This window comes from Extibacter muris, assembly GCF_004345005.1.
Classification (GTDB): Bacteria; Bacillota; Clostridia; order Lachnospirales; family Lachnospiraceae; genus Extibacter; species Extibacter muris.
The window spans coordinates 326,604-353,077 of record NZ_SMMX01000003.1 but is presented as its reverse complement, the minus strand read 5'-3'; the positions used below and the strand labels follow the sequence as shown (position 1 = coordinate 353,077).

The window sequence follows — 26,474 nt, the reverse complement described above, 5'->3', positions numbered from 1 at the left end:
GTCTAAAATCCTTTCTCAAATTGTTCTTTCGTCAATGTCGGTCCTTTTACGCCTACGACCATAGCCGATACTTTGTTGGCCGTCCGTACAGCTTCTTCAAAGCTGTTCCCGAGCGCACGCATCGCCATGACCGCTCCGATATGTGAATCGCCTGCCCCGATCGTGTCCACGACCTCTGCTCTTTCTGCCGGGATGACAGAAGTCTTGCCGCCCTCGCAGAGAAGCACGCCTCTGTCGCCGAGAGTGATGATTACCACATTGCCGGTCTTTTCCGCCAGCAGGAGGGCAGCGTCTTCTGCCGTATCCGCGCCTGTGGCCGAGATGCTCTCCGTCTCATTGAGGTGGAGCACAGGATGAAGCCTATACAGCCTGTCCCTCTTTTCATCCGGGATATAAGTGATTCTCGGCCCGGGCGCATAATATACGAGAATATCGGGAACGCTCTCGAGGAAATCAAGTATGACATCCCCTCCTTCCCCTTCTATTTCATAACCGCTCACATAGGCCGATTCATAGTCCTCTCCGGCCAGAGAGTCGAACCACTCTTTTTCAAACCTGCACTCTATTCCAGGCATCGTGACAAATGTCCTCTCACCATCCGCCTCAACCATGCAAAGGCAGTATCCGTTATCCATCTGGCCGGACTTGACTGCGCTTTCGTGTCCGCTCCTTTTAAGCTCCTCTTCGATAAATCTCGCATACATCCCCGTACCTACCGGAGCAAAAAAGGTATGGTCTACCTGAAAATGCTTCAATATATCCGCCGCATTATAAGCGCACCCGCCTACCGTCATCTTCTGGCCCTTCGCGTACATATCTTCCCCGGAACGCGGAAGCCTGACTATCTCCATGATGATGTCCAGCATAGCGGCACCAATTATCAGACATTTCTTACTCATCCTATCTTCCCCCGTTTCTCAGCCAATGCATCGGCATACTTCTCCAGATTGACTCCATTCGCCTGCCGGATCTTATCCACATAGGAATCCGGAATCCTGCCTATCCCCGTGGCCCCTCCACATATGGCTGCGGCCATGGCCCCGATGGTGTCCGTGTCCCCTCCGAGATTGGCACAAAGAAGCGCACATGTTTTGACATCGAAACTGTAATAGGCAATGGCAAGCGCCGCCGGAACCGACTCAGATGTGTTCACGCCTGCCCCGATGATGTCATATATATGTTCCAAAAACATTCTGCTGTCCTCTTGGTACTCCTTTGCATACCGTACGGCCAGCCGGGTTCTCGCAGAAAGCGACGGGCTCGGCGTAGACGCGCCGAGGGTCATGGCATACTCCGTAACCGACAGGGCATCTTCTATCATCCGTTCCCTGTCACCATACTTCACCGCTGATGCAACAGCCATGGCGATCATCGCCGCTCCGGCAATAGTCACGTCACTCGTATGAGTGACCTGAGAGACTTCCGCCACATAATCGCACAGCCTTTCTCTCTCCTCCGGCTCAAACAAGGTGCCCACAGGCGCGATCCTCATAGCGGCCCCGTTAGATACCGCCTCATCGGAGAATCTACGGGCATCCTTCCCTTCTTTGAAGAGTTGAAGCGTAACTTTAGAAGTAGGGCCCAGAATATTATTTTCAAATGCATTTTCATCTTCTGCCCACTTCAGGATATGTTCCGCTATGCTTCTCGCAGATGGAACGAAATCCGTCTCTGACAGACTGTCCAATATAGTCAGCGCCTGGCTCGTATCATCCGTAAACTGTCCCGCTTTATATTGATAGGAAATGATATTCTCAGGACATCCGTCCAGAAAGTCGTCGATCTCCCCGTAATGCTCCAGCATACGTTTTCTGCTCCAAAGCTCCGGAGGCATACCCATCGCATCACCTATGGCCATTCCGTATAAAACACCTAATATCTTTTCTCTCATATAGCAATGTCTCCTTCCACATATTATAATAAGTTCTTTTTCTTATATAGTCAACTTGTAATAATAGCAAAATAAAACTGATGTTATTTGTACATACTGTACAAAGATATATTTTCCATTTTCTACACTTATAATAACATGTTTACATCATTTACGTTTCAACGTATAATTGTCATAGGACAACGGATTCCACCCGTGAGAGCAGTTTAAAAAAGAGGTGCGACAAGCTTGAAACAAAGAGGTAGCGGTTAGAGAATAAATTAAGGCAACACAAATAAGCCATCATATGGTGGCTGAAAAATTGAATATAGACGCAACACCTAATTAGGAAGCTGGCAAAGGATCATCTTTGATAAGATAACCTCGTTGCCTAAGCAGATTAAGTGCCTGTGAAGTAGTTAAGACAATTTGATTAAAGCATTTGCAACTTGTACCAGAACTGGTTTAAAATAGGAACCAGCACGGGAAATCCTAGTGGATTTGATTTTGCGGTCGCTTTTATCGTTACGAGGACAGCATCCTGCCCAGGAGACGAGGTGTTTCGCTGTGGGAAAGACAGACATATCACCACCAATCTCTGAAAGCACTTGAATTGCAGTCATTGGATTCTTATCGAATCCCGGAACAGTCCTTATCAAGTTTAAAGCAGCCTCATACTTATCACTGAGACGAAGGATTTCCTGTTCTATTTCTGAAATGTGCTTTTCTAGTTCATCGATGTGATCCAGGCACTGTCTAAGTTTGACAGCTTGCTCTTTCGAAATGGCACCATCAACAGCAGCTTGTATTTCTTCTATAGGAGATTTACAGAGCATGTATAAAAGGTGTTACATCAAATTTCTCTCCAGTAATCATACAGGTGAGTTTATATCGGTATCTTACCAGATCTCTAAGTTCTCTGATGTCAGCTGGTGGAATAAACATTGAAAACAGGGATCCAGTACTTACCGGTAGATTCCATACGAACATCTTTGCAGTTGTATTTAGCAAGCCAATCACACAACTCATTCAATCCTTTAGTGAAGGAAGAAAAGCGAGCCTGCTTATATTCTGTACGATTGTTGAAATCGGTAATACCGATACAGGCATAGATCCAGGTTTTGTGGACGTCAAGTCCACAGCAATTGAACTTTAAGATTTTAAATGACAAGTAGCTACCTCCTGGTATTATAGTTATAAAACTGACAGTGACTGGTCATCCGACGGGATCGAGTCGACTTCGGAAGAGATAAGTTTACGGGCTACTGTTATGCGCCACTCATTGATGCATTAACGGATGACCGACAACATATATGAATACGAGGTTGCCGCTATACAGCCCCGCCACTCACCTCCACGTGTTCTGTAGTGTGTCAGTCTTATAAAGAAATAATATCAGAAGGAAAATAAATTAGATAGCGAAAGTCAATGCACATGTTTCATGATGCATTGGTGTCTTTCGCAGAAAGACGGGTTATATGAATGAGAAAAAACCGAAGTATAAGATAATTGAAGAAGATCTGATAGGCAGGATCCAGTCAGGAGAGCTCCCGGGAGGCGCGGAACTTCCGAGCGAGTCACAGCTGATCGCTTCTTATGATGTCAGCCGTGTTACCGCCCGCCGGGCTATTGATGAGCTGTATCATAACGGATATATCGAAAAGATGCAGGGGAAGCGCACCTGCGTCAGAAGAACAGCCAGGCTCCAGGAACTGACGTCCATCTCAAGCTACACGGAAGAGATCATCCGGCAGGGGATGACTCCCGGCAGAAAAGTCATCAAGTCAGAAATACGCATAAGCAGTGCGGAAGAGGTCGCCAGGCTGCAGCTGCGCAAGGCAGATCCGGTCTTTTACCTTGAACGTATATATTATGCGGATGACACTCCTCTCTGTTTTACACAGACCACCCTGCCGTATGAGGTCTTCCGTGACATCGAGGGATATGATTTCATCGACAGTTCGCTCTATAAGATTATAGAAGAAAGCTACAATGTGAAAATCTCAACCACGACTTTGAAGCTGAAAGCAGTTCCTGCATATGGCAAGGTCATGAATCATCTCGATATCAGCAAAGATACGCCCCTCCTTTACTCGACGGGGCTGACCTACGGAATGGTTAAGGAAAGAGAAGTTCCAATCGAACTCTTTGCCACGTATTATCTGACCGATCATTTTGAATATACGCTGACGCAGAGCCGCAATTAGCAGTACAGCCATGCGTTCGTCCTCTCCAGCCCAAAAAAGCCACCGGCACTTCCTGCCGATGGCTATTAGAATCACTTGATTACTTTATTTCCTTACATCTTGTCCAATAAGAGACGCAGCTCTCCTTTGTCCTGTTAAAATAGCAGTGTCGGGTGTGGGCCTTTATGAGAATCGTATCCCCTTCATCCAGCTCGAAAGTCTGGTTATCCAGAGTAAGCGTCAGCCGCCCTTCCAGAACAGTTCCGACTTCGTGGTATTCATGCTCCCACCACAGTCCGTCCCCTGCCCCGTCCGGTTCGATCGTCATATATCATATAGATAAGAGAGGCATTTTCGCTGCTGTAACGTCATGCCTTTTTTCCGCCTCTGGCTGCGGATGCTGTAACCAATCAACCGAATATCATTCAACTTTTCCATGCCCCTTCTTTCTCTATATCTTGCCGCGCTCTACGCATAGCGATATACGCCTTTCATTTATGCCTCATCAATCGCTTTACCGATATCGTGGCGCATATATTTGTTGTCAAACTTCACCCATTCGGTGGCCGCATAGGCATTGGCCCTGGCTTCCTTCAGGTCTTTCCCTTTTGCCGTCACGCCGAGCACACGGCCTCCGTTCGTCACGATCTGTTCACCGTCGAACTTAGTTCCGGCATGGAAGCAGTAGTATCCGTCGTGTTTCTTGAACTCTTCCAGCCCCGTAATCGGAAGCCCCTTCTCATATTGGACGGGGTATCCGTCGGATGCAAGAACTACGCAGACAGCCGCATTGTCTTCAAACCGAAGGTCTATCTTGTCAAGCGTGCCATCGACACATGCCTCTATCACTTCTATGAGATCATTCTTCATGCGGGGAAGCACCACCTGCGCCTCCGGATCGCCGAATCTGGCGTTGTATTCCAGCACTTTCGGCCCCTCCTCCGTCAGCATGAGGCCGAAAAATATGATCCCCTTGAATGGCCGTCCCTCTTCTTTCATGGCATCGACCGTCGCCTGATAGATGTATCTGTCACAGAACTCTTCCACCTCTTTTGTGTAGAATGGACTTGGTGAAAATGTACCCATTCCGCCTGTGTTCAGCCCGGTATCGCCGTCGCCGGCCCGTTTGTGGTCCTGGGCGGACGTCATCGTCCTGACCGTGTTCCCGTCCACGAAGGACAGGACAGACACTTCCCGACCGGTCATAAACTCTTCCACGACCATCGTATTCCCGGAAGCTCCAAACTGCTTATCTACCATAATCGTCTTCACGCCGGCTTCCGCCTCTTCATATGTACTGCATATGAGCACTCCCTTGCCTAGAGCAAGGCCATCCGCTTTCAATACAATTGGGAATTTTGCAGTTTTCAGATAGGCAAGAGCTTCTTCGGGATCTTCAAAATTCTCATATCCTGCCGTCGGAATGTTATATTTCTTCATAAGGTCTTTTGAAAATGCCTTGGATCCTTCCAGAACAGCCGCGTTCTTTTTCGGGCCGAACGCCCGGATGCCTGCCGCTTCCAGTTCATCCACCAGGCCGCCTGCAAGAGGGTCGTCCATACCTACGATTACAAGGTCAATCCTCTTTTCCCTGGCAAAGGCCACGATCTTGTCAAATTCCATGGCGCCGATGGGGGCACATTCCGCCAGTTCTGCTATCCCTGCATTTCCGGGGGCACAGTATATCTTATCAACCTTTTCGCTCTTTGCCACACTGTAAGCTATGGCATGTTCTCTTCCGCCGCTACCGACAATTAATACCTTCATTCCACGTTCTCCTCCTGTATCTGTCATGCTATCCTGCTTTACTCTCTGATAAACACTCTTCCGTCTTCCACTTCCACCCTGCCTGCGGCAATGAGGCCGACGGCCTGCGGCAGTATCTTCCACTCTGCCTGCTCCATCACCCGCCGCTGAAGCACTTCCGGGGTATCGCCCTGTACTACCTCTACGGCCTTCTGCAGAATAATCGGGCCGGTATCCGTCCCTTCGTCCACGAAGTGTACGGTAGCTCCCGCCACTTTCACTCCACGCTTCAGCGCGGCCTCATGCACTTTCAGCCCGTAATACCCTGTTCCGCAGAAAGACGGAATAAGAGACGGGTGGATATTGATGATGCGGTTCCTGTATTTCTCTATCATCGCCGGCGGTATGACGACAAGGAACCCTGCCAGCACGATAAGATCCGGCGAAAGCGTATCCACTGCATCCAGAAACTTCACGTTGAACTCATCTCTGGTTGCAAAGTCCTTCGGGGATATGCATATTCCCGGAATCCCATTGTCCGCCGCCCGTTGCAGCGCGTATGCATTCCTGTTGTTGCTGATTACACCGGCCAGCTTCGTATTGGCAACGGATCCGGAATCCACGGCGTCTATGAGCGCCTGCAGATTCGTCCCGCCACCGGATACAAGTACGACTACATTTAGCATAATGTAACTCCCTTTTCGCCTGCCTCGATGCGGCCTACGACGTACGGAGCTTCTCCGGCGGCTTTTATCGCCTCCATCGTCTTATCAGCATCACCGGCATCCACTGCTACGATCATGCCAAGCCCCATGTTATACGTATTGTACATCGCATGTTCCTCAATCTGTCCTTCTCTTGCCAGCAGCCCGAATATCGGCGGAACCGGGTAGCTGTCCTTTTCCACGACTGCATGCATGCCGTCACATAGCATACGCGGAATATTCTCATAGAAGCCGCCTCCGGTTATATGGCTGCACGCCTTTATTTTCACGCCCGCCGCCTTTATGCCGGACAGCGCTTTCACATATATCTTCGTCGGCGCGATGAGCGCCTCACCTAATGTGGCATCCAGTTCGTCATAATATGTATTCAGCGACTCTTTTGTCATGTCAAATACTTTTCTCACGAGAGAGAAGCCATTGCTGTGCACCCCCGAAGATGCCATGCCGATAAGTACGTCGCCGGCTTTCAGCTCTTTTCCGGTAATCAGGTCTTTTTCATCGACCACGCCAACCGCAAATCCGGCCAGGTCATACTCATCCTCCGGGTAGAAGCCCGGCATCTCTGCCGTCTCCCCGCCGATGAGCGCTGCCCCGGACTGTACGCAGCCGTCTGCCACGCCGCTCACGATCGTGGCAATCTTCTCGGGCTCGTTCCTGCCACATGCGATATAGTCGAGGAAGAATAACGGCTCTCCCCCCGCACAGGCAATATCGTTGACACACATAGCGACACAGTCGATACCAATCGTATCGTGTTTATCTAAAAGAAATGCCAATTTCAGTTTTGTACCTACACCGTCCGTCCCTGATACGAGCGTCGGCTTCTCCATATTACTGAATGCTTCCATAGAGAAAGCTCCTGAGAATCCTCCGATATTCGTCAGCACCTCCGGCCTCATCGTGTTCTGGATGTGTTCCTTCATCAGTTCCACAGATTTGTAACCTGCTTCGATATCTACACCTGCGTTCTTGTAATCCATTCCTCTTCTCCTTACATCTGGTTCATATATTCTTTATATCCAAGTTTATCGAGCTTTTCCGATTTGGCCTGAACAGTTTCCTTCATTTCCTGTGAATAGGCCTTCAGCCTTTCAAGAAGTTCCGGATCAGAGGTCGCCAGTATCCTTGCAGCCAGTATCGCCGCGTTCGCTCCTCCATCGATTGCAACGGTAGCAACCGGAATTCCCGGCGGCATCTGGACGATAGAATAGAGAGCGTCCTGCCCGTCCAGATTCTTGCTGGACATCGGGATTCCGATGACAGGCATCGGGAAGATGGCCGCGCACATGCCGGGAAGGTGTGCTGCCATCCCAGCTCCGGCTATGATGACTTTATAACCCTTTTCTTCTGCTGACTTTGCATAATCATAGAATATATCCGGCATACGGTGTGCGGAGATGATAGTCATCTCATATTCTACTCCTAACTTCTCAAGCATGTCGGCTGCCTTGCTCATCACTTTCATGTCTGAGTCGCTGCCCATAACGATTCCTACTTTTGGCATAATCTTCATCCTTTCGTATTTAAAATTTGCATATAAATCATATCATACTGAACCTCGGCAGTTCAATACGCATGTCTCAATTATTGTATTTTTCCAGAGGCTCGTTCAGAATCTCCGTACCCGGGAGCACGAACCTTCCATTTTCAAGCAGCGGAATCTCTTCTCCCGCCGGCGTGACAACAGTGATGCTGCCGAGTTCATCATAAGGTATCGTGATATCCGTATGGCAATGGAAATATGCTTTTGACACATCCTCCGCCCGCCTGGCTGACACGGAATTATCTCTTGCCACGATCTCTTTTCCGTCCGGATTATACACTTTGATATCTTCGCTCCAGCTGTAGCACGTGTCTCCGACCGCAAAATGAGGGCCCATCTTTTCTGCTATCAGAATCGGCAGCTTATCTTCCATCCCGTATTTCCTCGCAGCGACATAAGCGGTCGTATTCGTCCCGATGGCAAATTCACCGAGGGGAAGCGTCGCGTGCCTGTGGAGGATGTTGTCATGTACATAGCTTCTGTTCTCCATCTCCCGCTCAAAATTGCCGCACGTATACTCTGCAATCATGCCGTTGGAGAATGTTATTTCAAGATCCTGATACAGTAGTTCGTTCAGATATACGCGGCTTACATGCAGGATACCGCCCGTACCTTCCAGTACCGGAGAGGTGAACACCTCCCCTACCGGTATGTTGACATCTGCCACGCAGTTTTCAAATATGGTCTCTTTCTGTGGATCCGTAAGCCGGTAAAGCTGTACCCTCATATCCGTCTTATTGCCGCCTCTGCCTTTTACGTGTACATATTCGCCTTGGTCGAGGGCATCGATGAGCGTCTGCTGGACTTTGGCGTACAGGGAGGCATCCAGCGTATTGATTCTGATAACTTCATCGAAGATCTCTTCATACTGCCTGCCAATCTCCGGCACAGGATATGCGACGATAGTAAAGCTCCTCTCTTCGCCTTTGATATACGTATTCGTAATCTGTCCGGAACGGCTTTCATAGAGCAGCGACAGCTCTTCCTGCTTTTTCGTAAGCCTGACCGCCGTATCTTTCTGCTCCGGAGAAAATGGATGCTCTCCGAAGACATCCATGCAGGCAGGACCTGCAAACCGGGCGGCCAGTTCCTTATTCTGTTCGTAGGCCGTCTGGATGACTTCCAGCCTGCGCTCTATGAACTTTTTATCCAGATAAAGCCCTTGGTCATTTCTATGGTCATATTCGTACTGCTTATTCGGAATGGCTCCGTAATAGCCGGTCTTCAGATGCTGGCGTTTCGTCAGCACGCTTGCGCCGGAGCGGTAGATGACAGGCTTGAGGCCCATCTGGGCAAAATTCTCTATCGCCTGGCGGATGACCCGTTCAAAACCTATTACATACCGGATATTTACGACAGACTTTTTAGCCAGGTCCTTGCCTGTATTGATGAATCCCATCCGATAGCCTTCCGTGAAGGTATCGGCCATCTTCCGAATGACAGACGCATCGAGGCTGTTCAGGTGTTCTGCCGTCTTCCATTCATTCTCGCTTATATACTCTCCGAACCGGTACAGATATCTCAGATCCGAGAGGTTGCTGTCCATGATAATATCCGTGGCGAATGACTCCTCAGGATCGATCTGTTCTCTGACCCTGTCGGCCGCGAATACGTCACAGTAGTCGCTGGCATACCAATAGACGATCTCCTTCAGCGTCTCTGTCTCAGGTTCGTCCTTGTCCTCAAACGCATTATATATCTCTATGAACAGTTCGTATAAGATGTCCAGATATTCCTTCCTGCCCTCGAATATATATGGGATTGCGCCTCTCAGTTCCGTGTACAGGAAGCTCAGTATCTGTCCGTATTCTCTTCCTGTCTTCTCCACAGCATAATCCGGATTGGCATAGCTTGTCTCATATTGCCCGGGCAGTATATCTGCGTACAGGCTTTCATTCCACTTTTTAAGCTCATAAAGCGGAAGGTCCGCATATGTTCCGCTCTCTATCTTTCCGTTCAGTTCATCAAGCATTCCGATAAACCGTGCCGTACTGCAGAAATAGCCACGGTATGTTCCGGCTACCGTATCTTCTTTACAGATTTCTTTTATGCGTTCTATTGCAAGTTCATATCTTTCCTCAATCATCTAAAACAGCCCCCTGAAAAATATACTCATAAGGCCCAGAAGGAGGAGCACATTACAGACGACTCCTACCTTGCAGGTTATGTAATTCTTTTCTCTCTCACGGAAGCCGCGGATACCTGACATCAGCCCAAGCCAGGCCAGTACCCCTACCGCCAGGCCGGCGAAGCCGGCAATCACGCCCACGCTGCCCTCTGACACGTAGGAAAAGACGAGCATTACCATAAGTATCAGGAACACGCTTCCTGCATAGCAGCAGGAATTAATCCCCTTTTTGGCGTGCTTAAGCGGCGCCTGCCCGTACTTGCCGCTTATCATCTTTCTGCGTCGTTTCTCCCGCTCCTTCTGCATGTCCTTTGACCTATCTTCATCTTTGTCTTTTTGCCTTCTTTTTATGATCATATCTTCTCCTTACTGCTGCACAGATTGCAAATATCATATAGCCTAATACTCCGCCTATCGTATTTAGCAGAAGATCATCCACATCAAAACTGCCCACTTTCGTCACGAGCTGGAACGTCTCCACGCACAGGCTCAGCCCGAAACTGTAGAACAGTGCGGAAAAGAAGCTTCTGTGACGGCTTGCCATGGGCATAAAGAATCCAAAAGGCATAAAAATCAGCACATTGCCGAACAGGTTCGTGAACATGGCAAACATTCCGAGCTGTTCCCGGTACTCCCAGAAACGTTTGATCTCCTGGAACAGCACAAGGTTATACCGGTATTCCTGCATCACTCCCGTACGCCCGTACCAATCAGATAATAAGAGAAAATAAACGAGAAACGCGATATAAAATACAAATAATATTTTCCCGATTATGCGGATTCTTTTTCTGTTTTTCATATTCAAAAATATAGCACCCTTTCAATGCAGGCTAAAATGTAAGCCCCTTTTTATCTTTTAACAAGCGTGCCCCACTCACAATCATAATCACGCCTGCCGCGATTGCGGCAGTCATCATGACGATACCGGTGGCTATACCGGCCGCCCCTGCAAAACTCATGGTTTTATATGCTTTTTCATTCATAAGAAACCTCCTGCTACTTCACGCCATATTGTTTATAATATGCATCAATTGCCGATTTTAATGTATCGTCGATGATAACTTTTCCTTTATATGGCCTGTTATAGAGATGTTCTGTCACCTCTTCCATCGTGACGATAGCTGTCGTCTTCAGACCGTATTTCTCTTCTATTTCCGCAAGAGCGCTCTTCGTACCCTGGCCGCGTTCCATACGGTCCACCGACACGACAAGGCCCAACGGCGTCACATTGCCCTGTGCCTTGATAATGGGAAGCGTCTCCTGTATAGAGGTTCCTGCGGTCGTCACATCTTCGATGATAACGACCCTGTCCCCGTCCATTATCGGGCTGCCCAGAAGAATCCCCTTGTCTCCATGGTCCTTCACTTCCTTACGGTTCGAGCAGTACCGGATGTCTCTGCCATAAGATTCGCTGATGGCTATCGTTGTGGCTACCGTTAGCGGAATCCCTTTATAAGCCGGCCCGAACAGGACGTCAAACGCAAGGCCGAAGCTGCTTTCTATCGCCTTCGCGTAGTATTCGCCAAGCTTACGAAGCTGTGCTCCTGTCCGGTAGAAGCCAGTATTTACGAAAAACGGCGTATTTCTGCCGCTCTTTGTCACAAAATCTCCAAATCTAAGCACTTCGCAATCGATCATAAACTCGATAAACTCTTCCTTATACTGTTCCATATTGAACCTCCTCTACTTTACAAGTCCTGTCAGATCGGATACGTGTTCAAAGCCGTACCGCTCCAAATAATCCTCAATCCCCTCTGCCACCTGAACGGTTGCAGAAGGATTATAAAAATTGGCGGTACCCACAGACACGGCCGAAGCTCCGGCGAGAAGAAACTCTATGGCATCCTCCGCCGTCTCGATTCCGCCCATGCCGATGACAGGGAGCTTTACCGCGTTAGCCACCTGATAGACCATCCGCACCGCAACCGGCTTGACAGCCGGCCCGGACAGGCCTCCGGTCTTATTGGCCAGCGCGAACGCGCGCCTGTGAATGTCTATCTTCATCCCGGTCAGCGTATTGATCAGCGACAGTACATCTGCCCCACCGGCTTCCGCCGCTTTCGCCGTCTCGGTGATATCTGTCACGTTAGGGCTCAGCTTCATGATGACCGGCTGCTTTGCACGCTTCTTGACCTCGGCCGTAATCTCTTCCACCGCTTTCGGATTCTGTCCGAAGGCGATGCCTCCCTCTTTGACATTCGGGCACGATATGTTTATCTCGAGCATATCCACCTCTTCTTCCCCCAGACGTTCCACTACTTCACAGTAATCTTCCATCGTCTTTCCGCACACATTGACAATAATCTTTGTATCAAACTGTTTCAGGAAAGGTATGTCACGCCGGCAGAATACATCGATTCCGGGATTCTGGAGTCCGATGGCATTCATCATGCCAGACTTCGTCTCCGCAATCCGTGGTACCGGGTTGCCAGGCCACGGTACATTTGCCACGCCTTTCGTAACGACTGCACCGAGACGGCTCAGATCCACGAATTCGCTGTATTCTTCCCCGGAGCCAAACGTTCCTGATGCTGTCATTACCGGATTCTTAAGCTCCACGCCTGCTAGGTTCACTTTTGTATCCATCAGATCTCCACCTCCGTAGACAAAAATACCGGCCCGTCCTTACAGACCCGCTTATTATGCACGTTGCTGTGGCTGTCGGTCTCTTTCGACCGGCACACGCAGGCAAGACATGCCCCGATCCCGCATGCCATCTTTTCTTCCAGCGATATGTAGCAGACAATTCCGTATTCTTCTGCATATGCCTTAAGAGCCCGGAGCATCGGCGCCGGACCGCAGGCATAGATGACATCCGCAGCAAGCCCGTGCTCACGCACCGCGTCCAGCACATTTCCTCTCGTGCCTGCGCTGCCATCCTCCGTAGCCACATAGAGCTCCCCATATCTTTCCAGATCTTCCGTCAGAAACAGCTCGTCCCTATATCCCGCGATAATCTGCTTGGCACCCGGCAGCTGCTTGGCAAGCTCCAGCATAGGAGGTACTCCGATGCCGCCGCCAATCAGGAACGCCCTTCCCGGATTCTCAAGCGGAAAGCCGTTGCCGAGAGGGCCCATCACTTCCAGCGTATCTCCTGATTCCAGGCGGGAAAACAACTCTGTACCTGTCTCTTTCCCAGTCACACGATATACGAGCCGTAGTCTCCCCTGCAGCTTGTCTATCTCGCAGATACTTATCGGACGCGGCAGCAGCTTGCTCCCGTCCTGTGTATACAGAGACAGGAACTGTCCGGGCTTTGCTTCCGACGCCATGCACGGAACCTCAATCCACAGGCTGTAGATGTCTGTGGCAATCTGCTCCTGAAAGATGACCGCCGCCTGTCCTTTATATTTACTCATGTTCCAGCGCTCCTTTTATATCATCTATCATATCCTTAACCGCGGCTCTTGAGGCATCTGCAAAGTTCGCCTCTCCAAACCGTGCATACTGCTCCTGTTTGTACGCCGCTATGATGCCTCTGGAAGAATTCACGATAGCACCAAGTCCGTCTTTGTTAAAGAAATGCACAAGGTCTTTTCCTCTGCCGCCCTGTGCCCCGTAACCCGGCACGAGGATATAAGCTTTCGGCATAATACGGCGTAAGACTCTGCCCATCTCCGGGTAAGTCGCACCGACGACCGCGCCGACATAGCTGTAATCGTCTCCCATAAGTTCCTCTCCCCACGCAGCCACCTTCTCTCCTACGAGTTCGTATATCGGACGACCGCCGACCAGCTGGTCCTGGAACTCGCCGCTGGATGGGTTCGATGTCTTAACGAGCACGAATACGCCTTTCTTTTCCTCTCTGCACACATCGAGGAACGGATTGACGCCGTCGGAACCAAGATATGGATTGACTGTTACAAAATCCTCGTCAAACGCAGCGAACGTCTTGTTCCCGACCTGAACTCTGCCGAGGTGTCCCACTGCATATGCTTTCGACGTGGAACCGATATCTCCGCGCTTGATGTCCCCGATGACAGCCAACCCCTTTTCCTTACAGTAATCTGTCGTCTTCTTGAATGCGGCAAGCCCGGGGATTCCGAACTGCTCATACATGGCAATCTGTGGTTTGACCGCGGGAATCAGATCGTACGTATTATCTACAATGGCTTTGTTGAACTGCCAGATTGCTTCCGCTGCCCCTTCGAGCGTCTCGCCATATTCTGCGTAAGCCTTTTTCTGTACATGCTCAGGTATATAGCCGAGCATCGGATCCAGGCCGACTACGATCGGTGCTCCTGTCTTCTTGATATTAGACACTAACTGATTAATCACTTCGTCTTCCTCCTATCGTATCTCACTTTCATATACGACCGTCCCGCCGGCCAGCGTATACATGACCTGGCCTTTTACTTTACGCCCATGGAACGGCGTGTTCCTGCCTTTTGAGGCAAATTCATTTTTATCAATCGTATATTCCCGTCTCGTGTCAAATATAACGATGTCTGCGGCCTTTCCTTCTGATACAGACCCTTTGTCTTCCAGTCCGAGTATAACGGCCGGGTTCGTACTCATCTTTTCTGCCATATCCGTCATGGTCAGTATCCCCGGCTCTACAAGCTCTGTATACGTTAATGCCGCTGATGTCTCTATACCTACGATGCCAAATGCCGCCTCCGCCATGGATCTGTCTTTCTCTTCCTCTGAATGAGGAGCATGGTCCGTAGCTATGACATCCATAATCCCGTTCTTCAGCCCTTCCCGCAGGGCATCCACATCTTCTCTGCCCCGAAGCGGTGGATTCATCTTATAGTTCCCGTCATCTTCCGGTATGTCGTCCGCCGTCAGTATAAAGTGATGCGGGCACACTTCACCGGTGACAGGGAGCCCGTCCTCCTTGGCAAGCCGTACCATCTCCACGCTGTCTGCGGTGGAGCAGTGGCACAGGTGGAGCCGCACGCCTGTCTCTTTGGCGAGCAGGATATCTCTTGCCACGATGACGTCTTCAACAGAATTGGTGATCCCTTTCAGGCCAAGACGCTCTGCGTTCTCATCCGCATTCATGACACCGCCTTCTACCATCGTGATATCCTCACAGTGTGCGAACACGGAGATGCCGCACTCTTTCGCTTTCTTCATCCCCTTGCGGTAGAGTGACGCATTCATCACCGACTTGCCATCTTCACTTATGGCATGGCAGCCGGCCGCCGCCATTCCTTCAATATCAGCCAGCTCACGGCCAATCTGGCCTTTCGTCACTGCACCGAGCTGAATCACATGGGCAGGAGAATCCTTGGCCGCCCTTGCGTGCACATCCTCTACTTTCTCCCTGTCGTCGATGACCGGCTTCGTGTTCGGCATGGCGCACATCGTAGTGATGCCTCCTTTTACCGCAGCCTGTCCCCCGGTTGCCAGCGACTCCTTATACGTGAATCCCGGATCTCTCAGATGTACATGCATGTCGATAAATCCCGGCATGACATAGCAGCCTGTCGCATCAATGATCCGGTCTGCCTCTTCCTTTATCTGCCGTTCTACCCTGATTATTTTATCTTCTTCTACCATCACGTCATATATGCCGTCTTTGCCTGTCGGCGGGTCGATGACATGCCCGTTCTGAATCAATATTTTCATATATGCTTCCTTTCTGCTTCTAAAAGTACATACTATGTTTTATTTTAGCACAAGGCAAATTAAAAGGGAATGCCAAACAGACATTCCCCTTCTACTTACATATTGCCTTTTATTACTTCCAGTGCTTTGTCAAGCTGGTTATCCGCTTCTGGATCGGCTTCGTCTGCCTCGTACTCTACCTCAACATCCGGAGTAATGCCCTTTCCATTAATGTTTCTCCCTTTTGGCGTAAAATATTCAGCGATTGTCAGCTTCACGCAAGTACCGTCCTTCAGGTCGAATATCTGCTGCACGACACCTTTTCCGTAAGTCTGGGTTCCGATGATCTCGCCGAGGCCATAGTCCTGAATCGCACCTGCATATATCTCGGATGCGCTGGCGCTGTTGCCGTTGACAAGCACGGTCATCGGAAGCTTGAACTGGTGCTCCTCATCTGATGTCTCTTCCGAACGGTTCCCATCCTTGTCTTCGGTATATACGATCAACCCCTCCGGCAGCATCAGGTCAAGCATATCGCACACGGTAGCCAGATTGCCGCCCGGATTGTTCCGCAGATCCACGATGAGGCCTTTCATCCCCTGGCTTTCCAGATCTTCGATGGCCGCTTTATACTGGTCATATGTGACGGAATCGAATTCTGACACGCGGATATAGCCCACATCGCCGTCCTTCATCTCATACTTGACGGTCTGCGCCTCAACCTTGCCCCTGACCGCAGTCACCTCTACTTCGTCATTGGCATCGCCTCTCAATACGGTCATCTTGACTTCCGTACCTTCTTCACCTTTGATGTTGGAAACGACTTCCGTCAGATCCACACCTGTCACCTCTTCGCCTTCCACCTTATAAAGGATATCGTCATCTTTGATGCCGGCTTTCTGCGCAGGGGAGTCGTCATATACCTGCAGTATGGTGATGATGCCGGTCTCTCTGTTCTGGCTCAATACGGCGCCGATGCCGCTGTATTCTCCTGACGTCGTCTCAAGGAGCTGCTCCGTCTCCTCTTTGTCATAGTAGACGGAATACGGATCCGCAAGGCCGTTGATATACCCTTTGTATATTCCGCTCTGGAGCGCGTCTTCATCCACATCTCCGAGATAGCTGCCGTCGATGAGCTGCTGGAGCATCTCCAGCTTCTGCTCTGTCTCGCTGTCCACGACTTCTTCTTTTCCGGCTGACGCCTTGTGTAATCTGCTTCCGCAGGATACAAGCCCTGCAACTAATAATACAGCAAGGGCGCCACAGAGCGCCCCCTTGATAAATCCCTTGTTTTTCTTCATGATACGAGTCCTGTTCTTATAAATAATTACGCGGGTTGACCGGCGTTCCGCCTGACATCACCTGGAAATGAAGATGCGGGCCGGAAGAGTTGCCTGTACTTCCTACCGCACCGATGTTCTGTCCCTTGCTAACGCTCTGCCCTGCTCTTACATAGATATTATTGCAGTGCATGTAATATGTCTGCAGGCCGCCGCCATGGTTGATTATTATGAGGTTGCCCGCATTGCCGCTGTAGCCTGCGGATACCACGGTTCCGCCTGCCGCCGCATATATCGGCGTTCCCGTAGCCGCGGCAAAGTCCATCCCTTTGTGGTTGGAGCTTGCGCCCGGAATCGGCTGAGGCCTCCAGCCAAATTCGCTGGATATGTAACTATATCCCGGACAAGGATGTGTAAATGTACCGTTGCCTGACACGACGGACGCTCCTGCACTGCCGCCATTGTATGTCTGCGTGGCCTCTACCTGCTTACGTGCCGCTGCAGCCGCGGCAGCCTCCAGCTTCGCAAGCGTATCGGCGGTAGCGCCTATCTCACTCTCCAGCTGGCTGATCTCCGCATTCTTGCTCTCCAGCATGGTGTTCACGCTGTCCTGCTTGGCAATCAGGTCGTTCTGCATCGTCTCAAGCTCATCGTATTCTTCCTGCAGTGCCTTTTCCTGCTCTTCGACCGCTTTGACAATCTCCTGGAACTGTACGAGCATGCTTCTGTCATACTCGGATATGGTCGTGATATACTCCGCATTGTTCAGAAAATCACCGATGCTCTTCGACTGCACGAGAATCTCTATGAATTGGGAGTTTCCATTTTCATACATATACTGGATCCTCTTCTTCATGCTCTCGTACTGGTCATTTTCATCGACCTTTGCCTGAATCAGCTCTTCTTCTTTCTTTTCAATCTCAGCTTCTTTTTGATCAATCTTGGCTTTTGTGTCTTCCATCTCGGCCACGATCGAATCGAGCTGGGCCGCCAGAGAATCCTTCTCGCTCTCTGCCGCTTTCTTCTTAGATTCCAGTTCTTCTGCCTTTTTCTTCGTGTCGCTGATGCTTGAAGCGTTCACCTGTATCGCCATCCCCATACAGAGAACCGTTACCAGCAGCACACTCATTATTCTCTTCCCTCGCATCTTAAGTATCCCCCCTTGATATTATACTTTAAGGTGTTTTCTGATTGTCACGAAGCTTCCCAGGAAACCAATGCCTACTCCCAAAGCAAGGCCTACAGGAAGCAACGTCTTATATACCTGCATTACCGGCAGGAAGTCTACTATATTGTTGAGCAGGCTGAACTTGACCATGATGTATTCTATCACTTTGCTGTAGAGGAAATACAGCAGAATCAGAGGCAGTACCGCACCAATCACCCCTATGAGCAGGCCTTCGATTACGAACGGCGACCTGACGAATCCGTCCTTGGCCCCTATATACTTCATAATCGCTATCTCTTCCCGCCGCACCGTGACACCCATCGTAACCGTGTTGCTGATAAGGAATACCGACACGATAAGCAGGATGACGATAATAGCCGCGGACACGTAACCGACAAGCTTGTTCACGCTCGTGAGCGTCTTCGCCACAACATCGGACTTGTTGACCTTACGGACGCCGTCCAGGCTTTCCGCGTAGGATACCACGTCCTTCTGCTTTGACACGTCTGACATGTATACTTCATAGTTATCTGAATTGGCCAGCGGGTTGTCGCTTTTGAATCCTTCCGCAAGGTCGCCGGATTCCCCGAAATAATCATCTTTGAACTTATCCCACGCCTCGTCCGCGCTGATGTAGTTAACCTTTAGAACGCCGTCAGCATTCTTCAGGTCTTCTCCGACCTTATCCTTCTGGCTCTGTGTGGCATCTTCCTTGAAGAACACGGTGATCGCCACTCCTTCTTCCGCTTTGTCTACTATGTAGTTAAAGTTTATTACAATGGAATAGAACAGTCCGAACAGAAAGATACATGCCGCCATAGTGGCGATAGATGCAATGGAAAACATCTTATTTCTGCGGATGTTCTTGACCCCTTGTCTCATCGAATATCCAACTGTGCTAATTCTCATTACTATACCCACCTTTTTTCTCATCGCTGACGATGACACCCTTCTTCATCGTAACAACGCGCTTCTTCATCTCGTTTACAATCTCCTGGTTATGAGTAACAACCAGTACGGTCGTCCCTCTCTCATTCGCTTCTTCTAGAAGTTTCATAATTTCCCATGAATTGGTGGGATCCAGATTACCGGTCGGCTCGTCTGCCAGCAGTATGGCAGGCTCATTTACAATCGCCCTGGCAATGGCTACGCGCTGCTGCTCTCCGCCGGACAGTTCCTTCGGGAAAGACTTATACTTCTGCGCCAGCCCGACGAGCGACAATGCCGCCGGAACTTTCTTTTTGATCACACGGGTAGGCTTTTCCGTCACCCGCAGTGCAAATGCTATATTTTCGTAGATATTCCTGTCTTTTAAAAGACGGAAATCCTGGAACACGACACCTAGCCCTCTGCGGTACATCGGAATCTTCCTGTGCTTCATCCTGTTCAGGTTCTGTCCGTTTACGACAATGGTGCCTGAAGTAGGATCAAGTTCCTTCATAATCAGACGTATCAGCGTCGATTTGCCCGAACCGCTGTCGCCGACTATGAATACAAATTCGCCCTGGTCAATCTTCAGATTGATGCCATTGAGGGCTGCAACCCCTTTTGAGTACTCTTTCGTCACTTCTTTTAATTCAATCATATTCTCCTCCTGATTACTAATACTCCAAGGACTCCATGTACTTCATGTATTTCACTACCATGAGTGCAATCTTGAATGTTATGGCATCCTCGAATACGCGCAGATCAAGTCCTGTGCTTTTCTGTAATTTATCCAGCCGGTACACTAATGTATTACGGTGTATATACAACTGTCTCGATGTCTCGGACACGTTCAGATTATTTTCAAAGAATTTGTTGATAGTCGTCAGTGTCTCCTCATCAAAATCATCTGGTGATTTCCCCTCAAAAATCTCGCGGATGAACATCTTGCACAGAGGAATGGGAAGCTGATAGATCAGCCGGCCGATTCCAAGCGCGCTGTAAGCCATGATATTCTTCTCACCGAAGAATATCTTGCCTACATCCAAAGCAAGCTTTGCTTCTTTGTAGGATTTTGATACTTCTTTGATGTCATTGACGATGGTGCCATAGGCGATAAGAATCTCTTCCTCACCGTCTTCTTTCAGAAGCTCATATAGCTCCTTTGCCACTTTTTCCAGTTCTTCATGTCCGTCATTGGCTTCCAGTTCTTTTACGACGATGATGTTCTTTTCATCTACAGCCGTCACAAAATCTTTAGACTTGTTGCCAAGAAGAGTCCGCACGTTGTCAAGCGCATTGCTGTCTTTTTCGTGCTTTGTCTCTATGATAAAGATAACACGCCTCACCTCCGTGTCGATATGTAGCTTTTTGGCACGGTTATAGATGTCCACCAGCAGAAGGTTGTCAAGCAGCAGGTTCTTGATGAAGTTATCCTTATCGAAGCGCTCCTTGTAAGCCACAAGAAGATTCTGAATCTGGAACGTAGCAATCTTCCCTACCATATATACATCATCTCCACCCCCGTTGGCAAGTAAAATATATTCCAACTGGTGTTCGTCAAAGATTTTAAAAAACTGATATCCCTGGACAACCTGGCTGTCAGCCGGGGATTCTACGAAGGATACTACTTCTTCCTCATAGTTCTCCTGTTCTGAAAAAGTGCTTGCAAGAGATTTACCGTCGGTGTCCATCACGCAGAAGTCAATCCTCGTAATCCCTTTCAATCCTTCAATTGTATTTTGAAGTATTTGATTAGATATCATATTCCATCTCCTCCACTCATTTCAATATGCATTTTTCACAACAAAAAAAGCTTTCAAAGCCCTAAAACGCATACTACTAAAATCTATATTAATATATATCAACAAAAAAAGAAAGAGGAAATAACAGTTTTTTGTTAATTTCCTCAACTTTTCATATAATTTTCACATTCTATACCATGTACATTGTTACCAAAAATAAATTCTTATATTCTTCTTATTTCGCGGACACCAGCGCTTCGCTCATATCCCTCTTCCTTTTTTCTATCTCTTTCTTAAAGATTCTCTTCATAAGGAACTGCGTTATCCTGCCCTGACCGAAGCCGGGCCTGCCAACCGGAAGTATCCCTTTGCCAAGGCCCATCCAGATTCTCGTGTTGAGTATCCCCCGGTTCTTGGCGATAAATTCTTCCTGCAGCGGCGATGACAATATGGAGATCACACAGTCAACCTCTCCCCCGTTGATGGCGTTGACAAGCATATCGTCCGCCCGGTTCTGGGCCGATACTTTGGCCAGTCCGATGATCTGGGAACCGCTGTAGGAATGCTCCAGATAATTGTACAGGTGCTCTCCTTCCTCTTCAGACTCTACAAGCAGATATACTCTTTTGTGGTTCTTATGGATATAACGGAAGAACATCTTCATAAACACATGTCCTTCTGTCTCCTGTATGGTTCTTCTGTCCGTAATGTCTGCTGCCTCCAGTATCGTCTTGTCACCTGCAAGCACGAGGTCGAACTTCCGTATGTCATCCTTAAGCTCCGGCACCTCATCCATCTGCATCAGTCCGTCAACCGTCACCAGTTCCACGACATTGACAGGATCTGATTCCAAATAGCGGACCGTCTCCTTCATCGCTTCTTTTGCAGTATAGTTGTCAATATCAATATCTAAAACGCTAATCTTATCGTTCATATGCTCACCTTATCATGTTATTCCAGTTTTTCGATTATAGCAAAAGGATATTGGATTTTCAACCTTTGTCGGCAATTGTTCACACTTATTAATATTCGTAATATTTCTGTTACTTTTTCTCCTTCTCCCGCTTCTTCTTCGTGATCAGGCCTCCGATCCGCCCCGTCTCCTTGGACGACAGCGATTTCCAGCCGTCTGCCATCACCTTATCCAGAAGGCCAAGCTCCTCCGCTATCTCATACTTTATCTTCTCTTCATCGGTAAGTTCCTGAAGGTTAATTGGTTTGCTCTTCTTCCCAGACATAGTCAAAACTCTCCTTTTCATTTTTAGAGAGTATTGACAAGTTTTCTGAAAATATACAGAATTTGCATAGGGGTCAGACCCCTATGTATATTATGTCCTATAAATTTTATATAAGATTTTGAATTATCCCTATAAACACTACGTTTATAAGCAATTTCAAAATTGAAAAACATTCATTTTACCACGAATTTACCACGATTGAAGAGCCCTGATATGACAATATAAACCACAAGGGAGATAGCACATGAAATGAAACTGTGTATCTCCCTTTTTCAAACCACTTGACTACTTCTCTCTGACTTCAAACCTTAAAATGGCTTTCATCATTTCTGTATGAATTTGACCTTTTAATTCTTCATCAACCTGCATATTTACAGTACCATTTGCATGATAGCATGGACGCAAGCATACTTTAGAGATATAAGTGTTGTAAAAGTCTAAAATTCCTCTGACTGCCTTTTCATCTCCATTAGACGCTCTGCAAATAAGGTCGTAAGAGGGATAACCATAATCTTTTTTCATTTTTCCTATTCCCTTTCATTCAATAACTTCTGTAATTTTCTTAGTCCTCTATCCCGTCTGCTATTGATAGCTGAACGTGATACATGATACAATTTTGAGATTTCTCTGTCGTTCATGCCTTGAAAGAAATGCAACAAGATAGCATTACGCTGTTTCTCTGTTAATTTTTCAATGCTGTACTTAATTCTTCATCAGCTACATAAATTACAAAATGCATAACTTGAAACGATACAAAATCGCAAGAATATTCATCATTCATACCATGTTCAATTTGTTTCATTTCAGGCAATTCACAAATTAGTATTTCATGTTTTGAACGCCTAGCAATCTGTCTTCTATGACTTGATAATGCACCTTTAATTACAATCATCATCAAAGCATTAATTTGTAATCTGACGATATGCTCGAAAGAAGAGGTTCCCATAATCTCATCTCCTTTCTGCAAGAGCCAAACTATACAAACGGAATATTTCATAGCGAAAATATTTGTTTATAACTTCTGAAAATGCAGAAAAGAGGTATATAAAAAGCCCGTACAAAACATATAGTCTGTACGAGCCTATTAAAGTGATATTTGATTGTATATCTTTTCCTGCAAACTTAATTGTATTTGCTGTTTTTGTGGTATTTCATCATAAGAGATTGATAAACTGCTCCATTGTCACGAAACACATAGTCACATAATTCTTGAAGCTGTTCTTTAGAGTAAAGGTCAAACGGAAATTCAAACAATTTCTTCTTTACTGTTTATTTGATATAAGGTAAATCTGAAATATAAGTACACCCCGTTTCTATCTTCATATCCTCAAAATATCTCTATCCATAAAATTCCTTACAGTCTTTATATGCTTTTGCGTGATTTTCTTACTATGAATACGCCAGTTAGCAGACCAAGAGATAAGAACATCAATACAGCCCATGTTGTCATATTGGTACTATCACTAGTTTTAGGGCTATTAGACGTTGTCTGTTTATCTGTGCTTGCTGGTTTCTTATCTGTATCTGTTGCAGACGGTTTCTTGTTGTCGTCTATTGTTGGCTTTTGTGTGTCTTTTTCCTTGACAGTAACAGTAATTACTTTTGTAGAAGAAGCTCTTTTACTATCTGTAACTTTGTATATTACTGTGTATGTTCCTGCTTTTGAGGTATCTACATCATTGCTTAATACTTCCACTTTTTCTGTAATATCGCCGTCCTCTTTATCCGAAGCGGTAACACCATCTAATGCTTCAAATGTATCACCGACTGTCAATGTCTTATCACTGGCATTGATGGTTGGAATTGCGTTTAATTCTTCCATTTTTGGATTGACGGTCAAAATAACTTCAATATCTGTTATAGTATTGTAATTAGCCGTATCTTTTGGCGTATATGTCACTTTAAATGTATTTATTCCAGCACTTCCAACAGAAGTTGTTGTATCGTCTTGCCATACAAATCCCTCTGGCAATGTTATCTCCGCAAGTGTCTGTCCAACAACAGCTGTCAAGTTAGTTGGTACTTCATAAGTCGGCATTGCCTTGCTGATTATAAACTCTTTCCAGTCTGTTTCTGCTCGCTTATGAGTATCATTTTCCGCAACAATTGCTTTCACTCGATATGTGCCAGCATTTATCGGAGTAGAAGAAATATCTTTCCATTTGTCGCCATCTTTTACTTGATAAGCAAAGGTTACATTTCCTGCACTCTCTGTCACGATATAATCATTTTTTGATAACGATACAGTACTTCCATCATAGATTTTATTCAAATCTAATTCATCTCTGAAAGAAATGGATATAGACGTTTTTTCAGACCATTTTGCGTAGTAGATATTACCTGCGACTGGTGTTCCAGTAACTACATTACCCCAATCATTGCCTGTACCGTCCTTAGTGTACCAACCATCGAATTTGTAGCCTTCTTTGAAGGGGATAGCTAACTGATTCACTGAGAATTCACAATCTTCTGTGTACCTACCACCGTTAAAATGAACTGGTATGAACCGAATTGTATTGTCGTCGGTCACATAAGGGACTAAATCTGCTCCCTGATATTTCATATCGTATCGGATAAGAGGCGCTATTTTTGTCAAATCTACAGATTCGTATGGTGTGAATGAAAAATATGTAACTACATCTTCGCTGAACAGATTGTCTGTAGAACTGTTATCCGTAGATTGTACTCTTGTAAGAACTGTAAAATCAATCGCTTTGGCATTAGCTCCAATTTTGGGAATGTCGTAGTACGATATTGCACTACTATTAGGCTTTGTGGTAGCAAAGCAAATATTGTTACTACCTAAGCCAGATTTATTATTTTCTATCGAGGTTCCATCGAATACTGTCCCTTGAAATAGTGAGCATGCATAATAACCGCCACCATATTTAGTAGCAGTATTTTCAATTATAGAACCACCAAAAAAATAACAGAAACCATAATTATGTATCCCGCCACCTGATGATTTAGCTGTATTTCTTAAAATGGTGCCGTCATTCATCGTAAAGGTGCTTCCAGATGCAACACGGATACCTCCGCCATCTGCACCATCAGCCGTGTTATTTGATATTTCACCGCCGTTCATAATCACATTCGAACCTCTTTCGGCATATATGCCACCACCGCCGTCATATCCAATTTTCGAACCCAATGCGGTATTATTGGTAATTTTACTATCTTTTTGTAATGTCAGGGTCTGTCCGCCCCATGTCCAAACACCACCACCTTTAATTTCAGCGGTATTATTATGGATATGACCGCTCTTAAATTCGATATTTGCACCAGTTCCCCCTCGAAGTCCAGCGCCATAATTGGCATAATTATTGTAAATATCAATATCACTTAACAAAACAGTTCCATGAAAAAATACACCGCCACCACTATTTCCATAGTTTCCATACACAGATACAGAAACTAGGTCAACTGATGTTTCTTTTGCTGCATAAATTCCAGCACCATAACCTCCGCCAAAGTTGTCTCGGATTATGCAATCCGTCATGGATAGTTTTCCTTTTTCTTGTGTGTTTTCTCTTATTGAAATTGATATAGCGCCAGTTCCTCCTTCCTTTTTTTCATTAGCGTTATTCTGAAAAATGGAGTTTTCCGCAATCAAACTACCCGTACAATCAAGCAATGGGTCTTGAGCTACTATGCCCTCGTTTTCTATTCCTCTTTGAACAATCAAGTCTGTTTCACCTGTCCAGACTGCACCACCATCCACAGTAATATTGTTAAGTGTAAGACTAGAGCCTGCGGGTACAGAAATCAATATCCCAGTATAATTTGTATCACGTTTGATAGTACCTCCACCAGAGATAGTGATATTTCCAGAGATAGTCACATTTGCTCCAAGAGTTAAAGTAACATCAGGATTTACTTTTAAATTTTCTGTCAGTATTGTTTCTTTGCTCCACGTAGTATCACTAGTGATAGTCGTTTCACTGTCTACCACCGCACCAACAGACTGTGGGATTTTTTCACTTGCAGGAGCAATACTATTGTTCATCTTCACAGGTTCACTCTCTGATTTTGTGTTCACACCATCTTTGCTTGTAATGTCTGTATCTTTGGTGTCGTCCTTTATTGCACCAGTTGTATCATCTGTTGTATCAGTGCCATCTATCATGTCTGTCGTATAGTCAGTTATATTTTCTTGCCCTATGCTATCATCATTTTCTTGTGCGAAAACGAAAGCAAGATTAGATTGAATACCAAAGACCATACATAAGATAAGCATGCAGGCGAGAATGCTTTTTGTTTTTTTTGGTTTCATCTTTTTTCTCCTTTTTAATTATTCATTTTTTGGAGGTCTTGAACCAGATAGGGCAAACCCTGCATTTTCATGAGCCACTGTTTTTCTGGTTC

General features: G+C 47.0%; 28 protein-coding genes and 1 pseudogene. 1 reads left to right on the top strand and 28 read right to left on the bottom strand.

The genetic code is table 11. The features are described from left to right. Positions 1-2: 2 nt before the first annotated feature. From E1963_RS05430 to E1963_RS23310, 3 genes and pseudogenes are all read right to left on the bottom strand, one after another. Positions 3-899 (bottom strand): PfkB family carbohydrate kinase, encoded by an 897-nt coding sequence (locus tag E1963_RS05430; RefSeq protein ID WP_132276068.1) that lies wholly within the window; start codon positions 897-899, stop codon positions 3-5. Next, positions 896-1,891 carry an ADP-ribosylglycohydrolase family protein gene (locus tag E1963_RS05425; RefSeq protein ID WP_132276066.1) on the bottom strand — a complete coding sequence of 332 codons (996 nt, stop codon included), beginning with the start codon at positions 1,889-1,891 and terminating at the stop codon, positions 896-898. The genes E1963_RS05430 and E1963_RS05425 overlap by 4 nt, the downstream gene beginning before the upstream one ends. Before the next feature lie 324 nt (positions 1,892-2,215). Beyond that, positions 2,216-3,041: pseudogene (locus E1963_RS23310) on the bottom strand (transposase). A 307-nt stretch (positions 3,042-3,348) separates the two neighbouring features. On the opposite strand from E1963_RS23310, the gene E1963_RS05415 reads away from it, so the two are divergent. Then, positions 3,349-4,077: a GntR family transcriptional regulator gene (locus E1963_RS05415; protein WP_132276064.1), complete on the top strand. Its 729-nt coding sequence runs from the start codon at positions 3,349-3,351 to the stop codon at positions 4,075-4,077. A 79-nt stretch (positions 4,078-4,156) separates the two neighbouring features. Here E1963_RS05415 and E1963_RS05410 read toward each other — a convergent pair whose 3' ends face one another. From E1963_RS05410 to E1963_RS20460, 25 genes are all read right to left on the bottom strand, one after another. After that, the gene (locus tag E1963_RS05410; protein WP_132276062.1) at positions 4,157-4,384 is read right to left on the bottom strand and encodes a cupin domain-containing protein; all 228 of its coding nucleotides are present in this window, start codon (positions 4,382-4,384) and stop codon (positions 4,157-4,159) included. 167 nt (positions 4,385-4,551) lie between these two features. Beyond that, positions 4,552-5,823, bottom strand: a complete 1,272-nt coding sequence (gene purD / locus E1963_RS05405; protein ID WP_132276060.1) for a phosphoribosylamine--glycine ligase — start codon at positions 5,821-5,823, stop codon at positions 4,552-4,554. A 38-nt stretch (positions 5,824-5,861) separates the two neighbouring features. Continuing rightward, positions 5,862-6,488: a phosphoribosylglycinamide formyltransferase gene (purN, locus tag E1963_RS05400; RefSeq protein WP_132276058.1), complete on the bottom strand. Its 627-nt coding sequence runs from the start codon at positions 6,486-6,488 to the stop codon at positions 5,862-5,864. After that, a complete protein-coding gene (purM, locus tag E1963_RS05395; protein ID WP_132276056.1) occupies positions 6,482-7,507 on the bottom strand; it encodes a phosphoribosylformylglycinamidine cyclo-ligase in 1,026 nt (341 codons plus the stop codon). The genes purN and purM overlap by 7 nt, the downstream gene beginning before the upstream one ends. 11 nt (positions 7,508-7,518) lie before the next feature. Further along, positions 7,519-8,031 carry a 5-(carboxyamino)imidazole ribonucleotide mutase gene (purE, locus tag E1963_RS05390; protein ID WP_132276054.1) on the bottom strand — a complete coding sequence of 171 codons (513 nt, stop codon included), beginning with the start codon at positions 8,029-8,031 and terminating at the stop codon, positions 7,519-7,521. Positions 8,032-8,107: 76 nt separating this feature from the next. Continuing rightward, positions 8,108-10,156, bottom strand: a complete 2,049-nt coding sequence (locus E1963_RS05385; protein ID WP_132276052.1) for an aminopeptidase — start codon at positions 10,154-10,156, stop codon at positions 8,108-8,110. Next, positions 10,157-10,555 (bottom strand): hypothetical protein, encoded by a 399-nt coding sequence (locus E1963_RS05380; RefSeq protein ID WP_132276050.1) that lies wholly within the window; start codon positions 10,553-10,555, stop codon positions 10,157-10,159. Then, a complete protein-coding gene (locus E1963_RS05375; protein WP_201271992.1) occupies positions 10,521-11,003 on the bottom strand; it encodes a VanZ family protein in 483 nt (160 codons plus the stop codon). The genes E1963_RS05380 and E1963_RS05375 overlap by 35 nt, the downstream gene beginning before the upstream one ends. Positions 11,004-11,028: 25 nt before the next feature. Further along, positions 11,029-11,181 carry a hypothetical protein gene (locus tag E1963_RS19595; RefSeq protein WP_167482114.1) on the bottom strand — a complete coding sequence of 51 codons (153 nt, stop codon included), beginning with the start codon at positions 11,179-11,181 and terminating at the stop codon, positions 11,029-11,031. A 13-nt stretch (positions 11,182-11,194) separates the two neighbouring features. Next, on the bottom strand, positions 11,195-11,869 hold the full coding sequence (gene pyrE / locus E1963_RS05370) for an orotate phosphoribosyltransferase (protein WP_132276046.1): 675 nt from the start codon (positions 11,867-11,869) through the stop codon (positions 11,195-11,197). A gap of 12 nt (positions 11,870-11,881) precedes the next feature. Next, the gene (locus tag E1963_RS05365; protein ID WP_132276044.1) at positions 11,882-12,784 is read right to left on the bottom strand and encodes a dihydroorotate dehydrogenase; all 903 of its coding nucleotides are present in this window, start codon (positions 12,782-12,784) and stop codon (positions 11,882-11,884) included. Continuing rightward, on the bottom strand, positions 12,784-13,557 hold the full coding sequence (locus E1963_RS05360; RefSeq protein WP_132276042.1) for a dihydroorotate dehydrogenase electron transfer subunit: 774 nt from the start codon (positions 13,555-13,557) through the stop codon (positions 12,784-12,786). Before E1963_RS05360 ends, E1963_RS05365 begins: the two co-directional genes overlap by 1 nt. Continuing rightward, on the bottom strand, positions 13,550-14,476 hold the full coding sequence (gene pyrF / locus E1963_RS05355; protein WP_132276040.1) for an orotidine-5'-phosphate decarboxylase: 927 nt from the start codon (positions 14,474-14,476) through the stop codon (positions 13,550-13,552). The genes E1963_RS05360 and pyrF overlap by 8 nt, the downstream gene beginning before the upstream one ends. 12 nt (positions 14,477-14,488) lie before the next feature. Continuing rightward, complete coding sequence (locus E1963_RS05350) at positions 14,489-15,775, bottom strand: dihydroorotase (RefSeq protein ID WP_132276038.1); 1,287 nt, start codon at positions 15,773-15,775, stop codon at positions 14,489-14,491. A gap of 95 nt (positions 15,776-15,870) precedes the next feature. Beyond that, positions 15,871-17,055, bottom strand: coding sequence for a S41 family peptidase (locus E1963_RS05345; RefSeq protein WP_066573845.1), 1,185 nt, complete (start codon positions 17,053-17,055; stop codon positions 15,871-15,873). 16 nt (positions 17,056-17,071) lie between these two features. Beyond that, the gene (locus E1963_RS05340) at positions 17,072-18,163 is read right to left on the bottom strand and encodes a murein hydrolase activator EnvC family protein (RefSeq protein WP_243117583.1); all 1,092 of its coding nucleotides are present in this window, start codon (positions 18,161-18,163) and stop codon (positions 17,072-17,074) included. Between the two features lie 39 nt (positions 18,164-18,202). Continuing rightward, a complete protein-coding gene (gene ftsX / locus E1963_RS05335; protein WP_066573841.1) occupies positions 18,203-19,111 on the bottom strand; it encodes a permease-like cell division protein FtsX in 909 nt (302 codons plus the stop codon). Next, the gene (ftsE, locus tag E1963_RS05330) at positions 19,101-19,787 is read right to left on the bottom strand and encodes a cell division ATP-binding protein FtsE (RefSeq protein ID WP_049730313.1); all 687 of its coding nucleotides are present in this window, start codon (positions 19,785-19,787) and stop codon (positions 19,101-19,103) included. The genes ftsX and ftsE overlap by 11 nt, the downstream gene beginning before the upstream one ends. A 16-nt stretch (positions 19,788-19,803) precedes the next feature. Next, positions 19,804-20,892 (bottom strand): PucR family transcriptional regulator, encoded by a 1,089-nt coding sequence (locus E1963_RS05325; RefSeq protein WP_049730312.1) that lies wholly within the window; start codon positions 20,890-20,892, stop codon positions 19,804-19,806. 214 nt (positions 20,893-21,106) lie between these two features. Continuing rightward, positions 21,107-21,805, bottom strand: coding sequence for a WecB/TagA/CpsF family glycosyltransferase (locus tag E1963_RS05320; RefSeq protein ID WP_132276034.1), 699 nt, complete (start codon positions 21,803-21,805; stop codon positions 21,107-21,109). A gap of 109 nt (positions 21,806-21,914) precedes the next feature. Continuing rightward, positions 21,915-22,109: an alpha/beta-type small acid-soluble spore protein gene (locus E1963_RS05315; protein ID WP_066573838.1), complete on the bottom strand. Its 195-nt coding sequence runs from the start codon at positions 22,107-22,109 to the stop codon at positions 21,915-21,917. A 285-nt stretch (positions 22,110-22,394) separates the two neighbouring features. Next, a complete protein-coding gene (locus tag E1963_RS05310) occupies positions 22,395-22,631 on the bottom strand; it encodes a helix-turn-helix domain-containing protein (protein ID WP_132276032.1) in 237 nt (78 codons plus the stop codon). Between the two features lie 5 nt (positions 22,632-22,636). Beyond that, positions 22,637-22,747, bottom strand: a complete 111-nt coding sequence (locus E1963_RS23485) for a hypothetical protein (protein WP_330570703.1) — start codon at positions 22,745-22,747, stop codon at positions 22,637-22,639. A gap of 44 nt (positions 22,748-22,791) precedes the next feature. After that, the gene (locus tag E1963_RS23480; protein WP_330570702.1) at positions 22,792-23,055 is read right to left on the bottom strand and encodes a hypothetical protein; all 264 of its coding nucleotides are present in this window, start codon (positions 23,053-23,055) and stop codon (positions 22,792-22,794) included. A gap of 417 nt (positions 23,056-23,472) precedes the next feature. After that, on the bottom strand, positions 23,473-26,382 hold the full coding sequence (locus tag E1963_RS20460; protein ID WP_243117582.1) for an immunoglobulin-like domain-containing protein: 2,910 nt from the start codon (positions 26,380-26,382) through the stop codon (positions 23,473-23,475). Between the last annotated feature and the right edge of the window lie 92 nt (positions 26,383-26,474).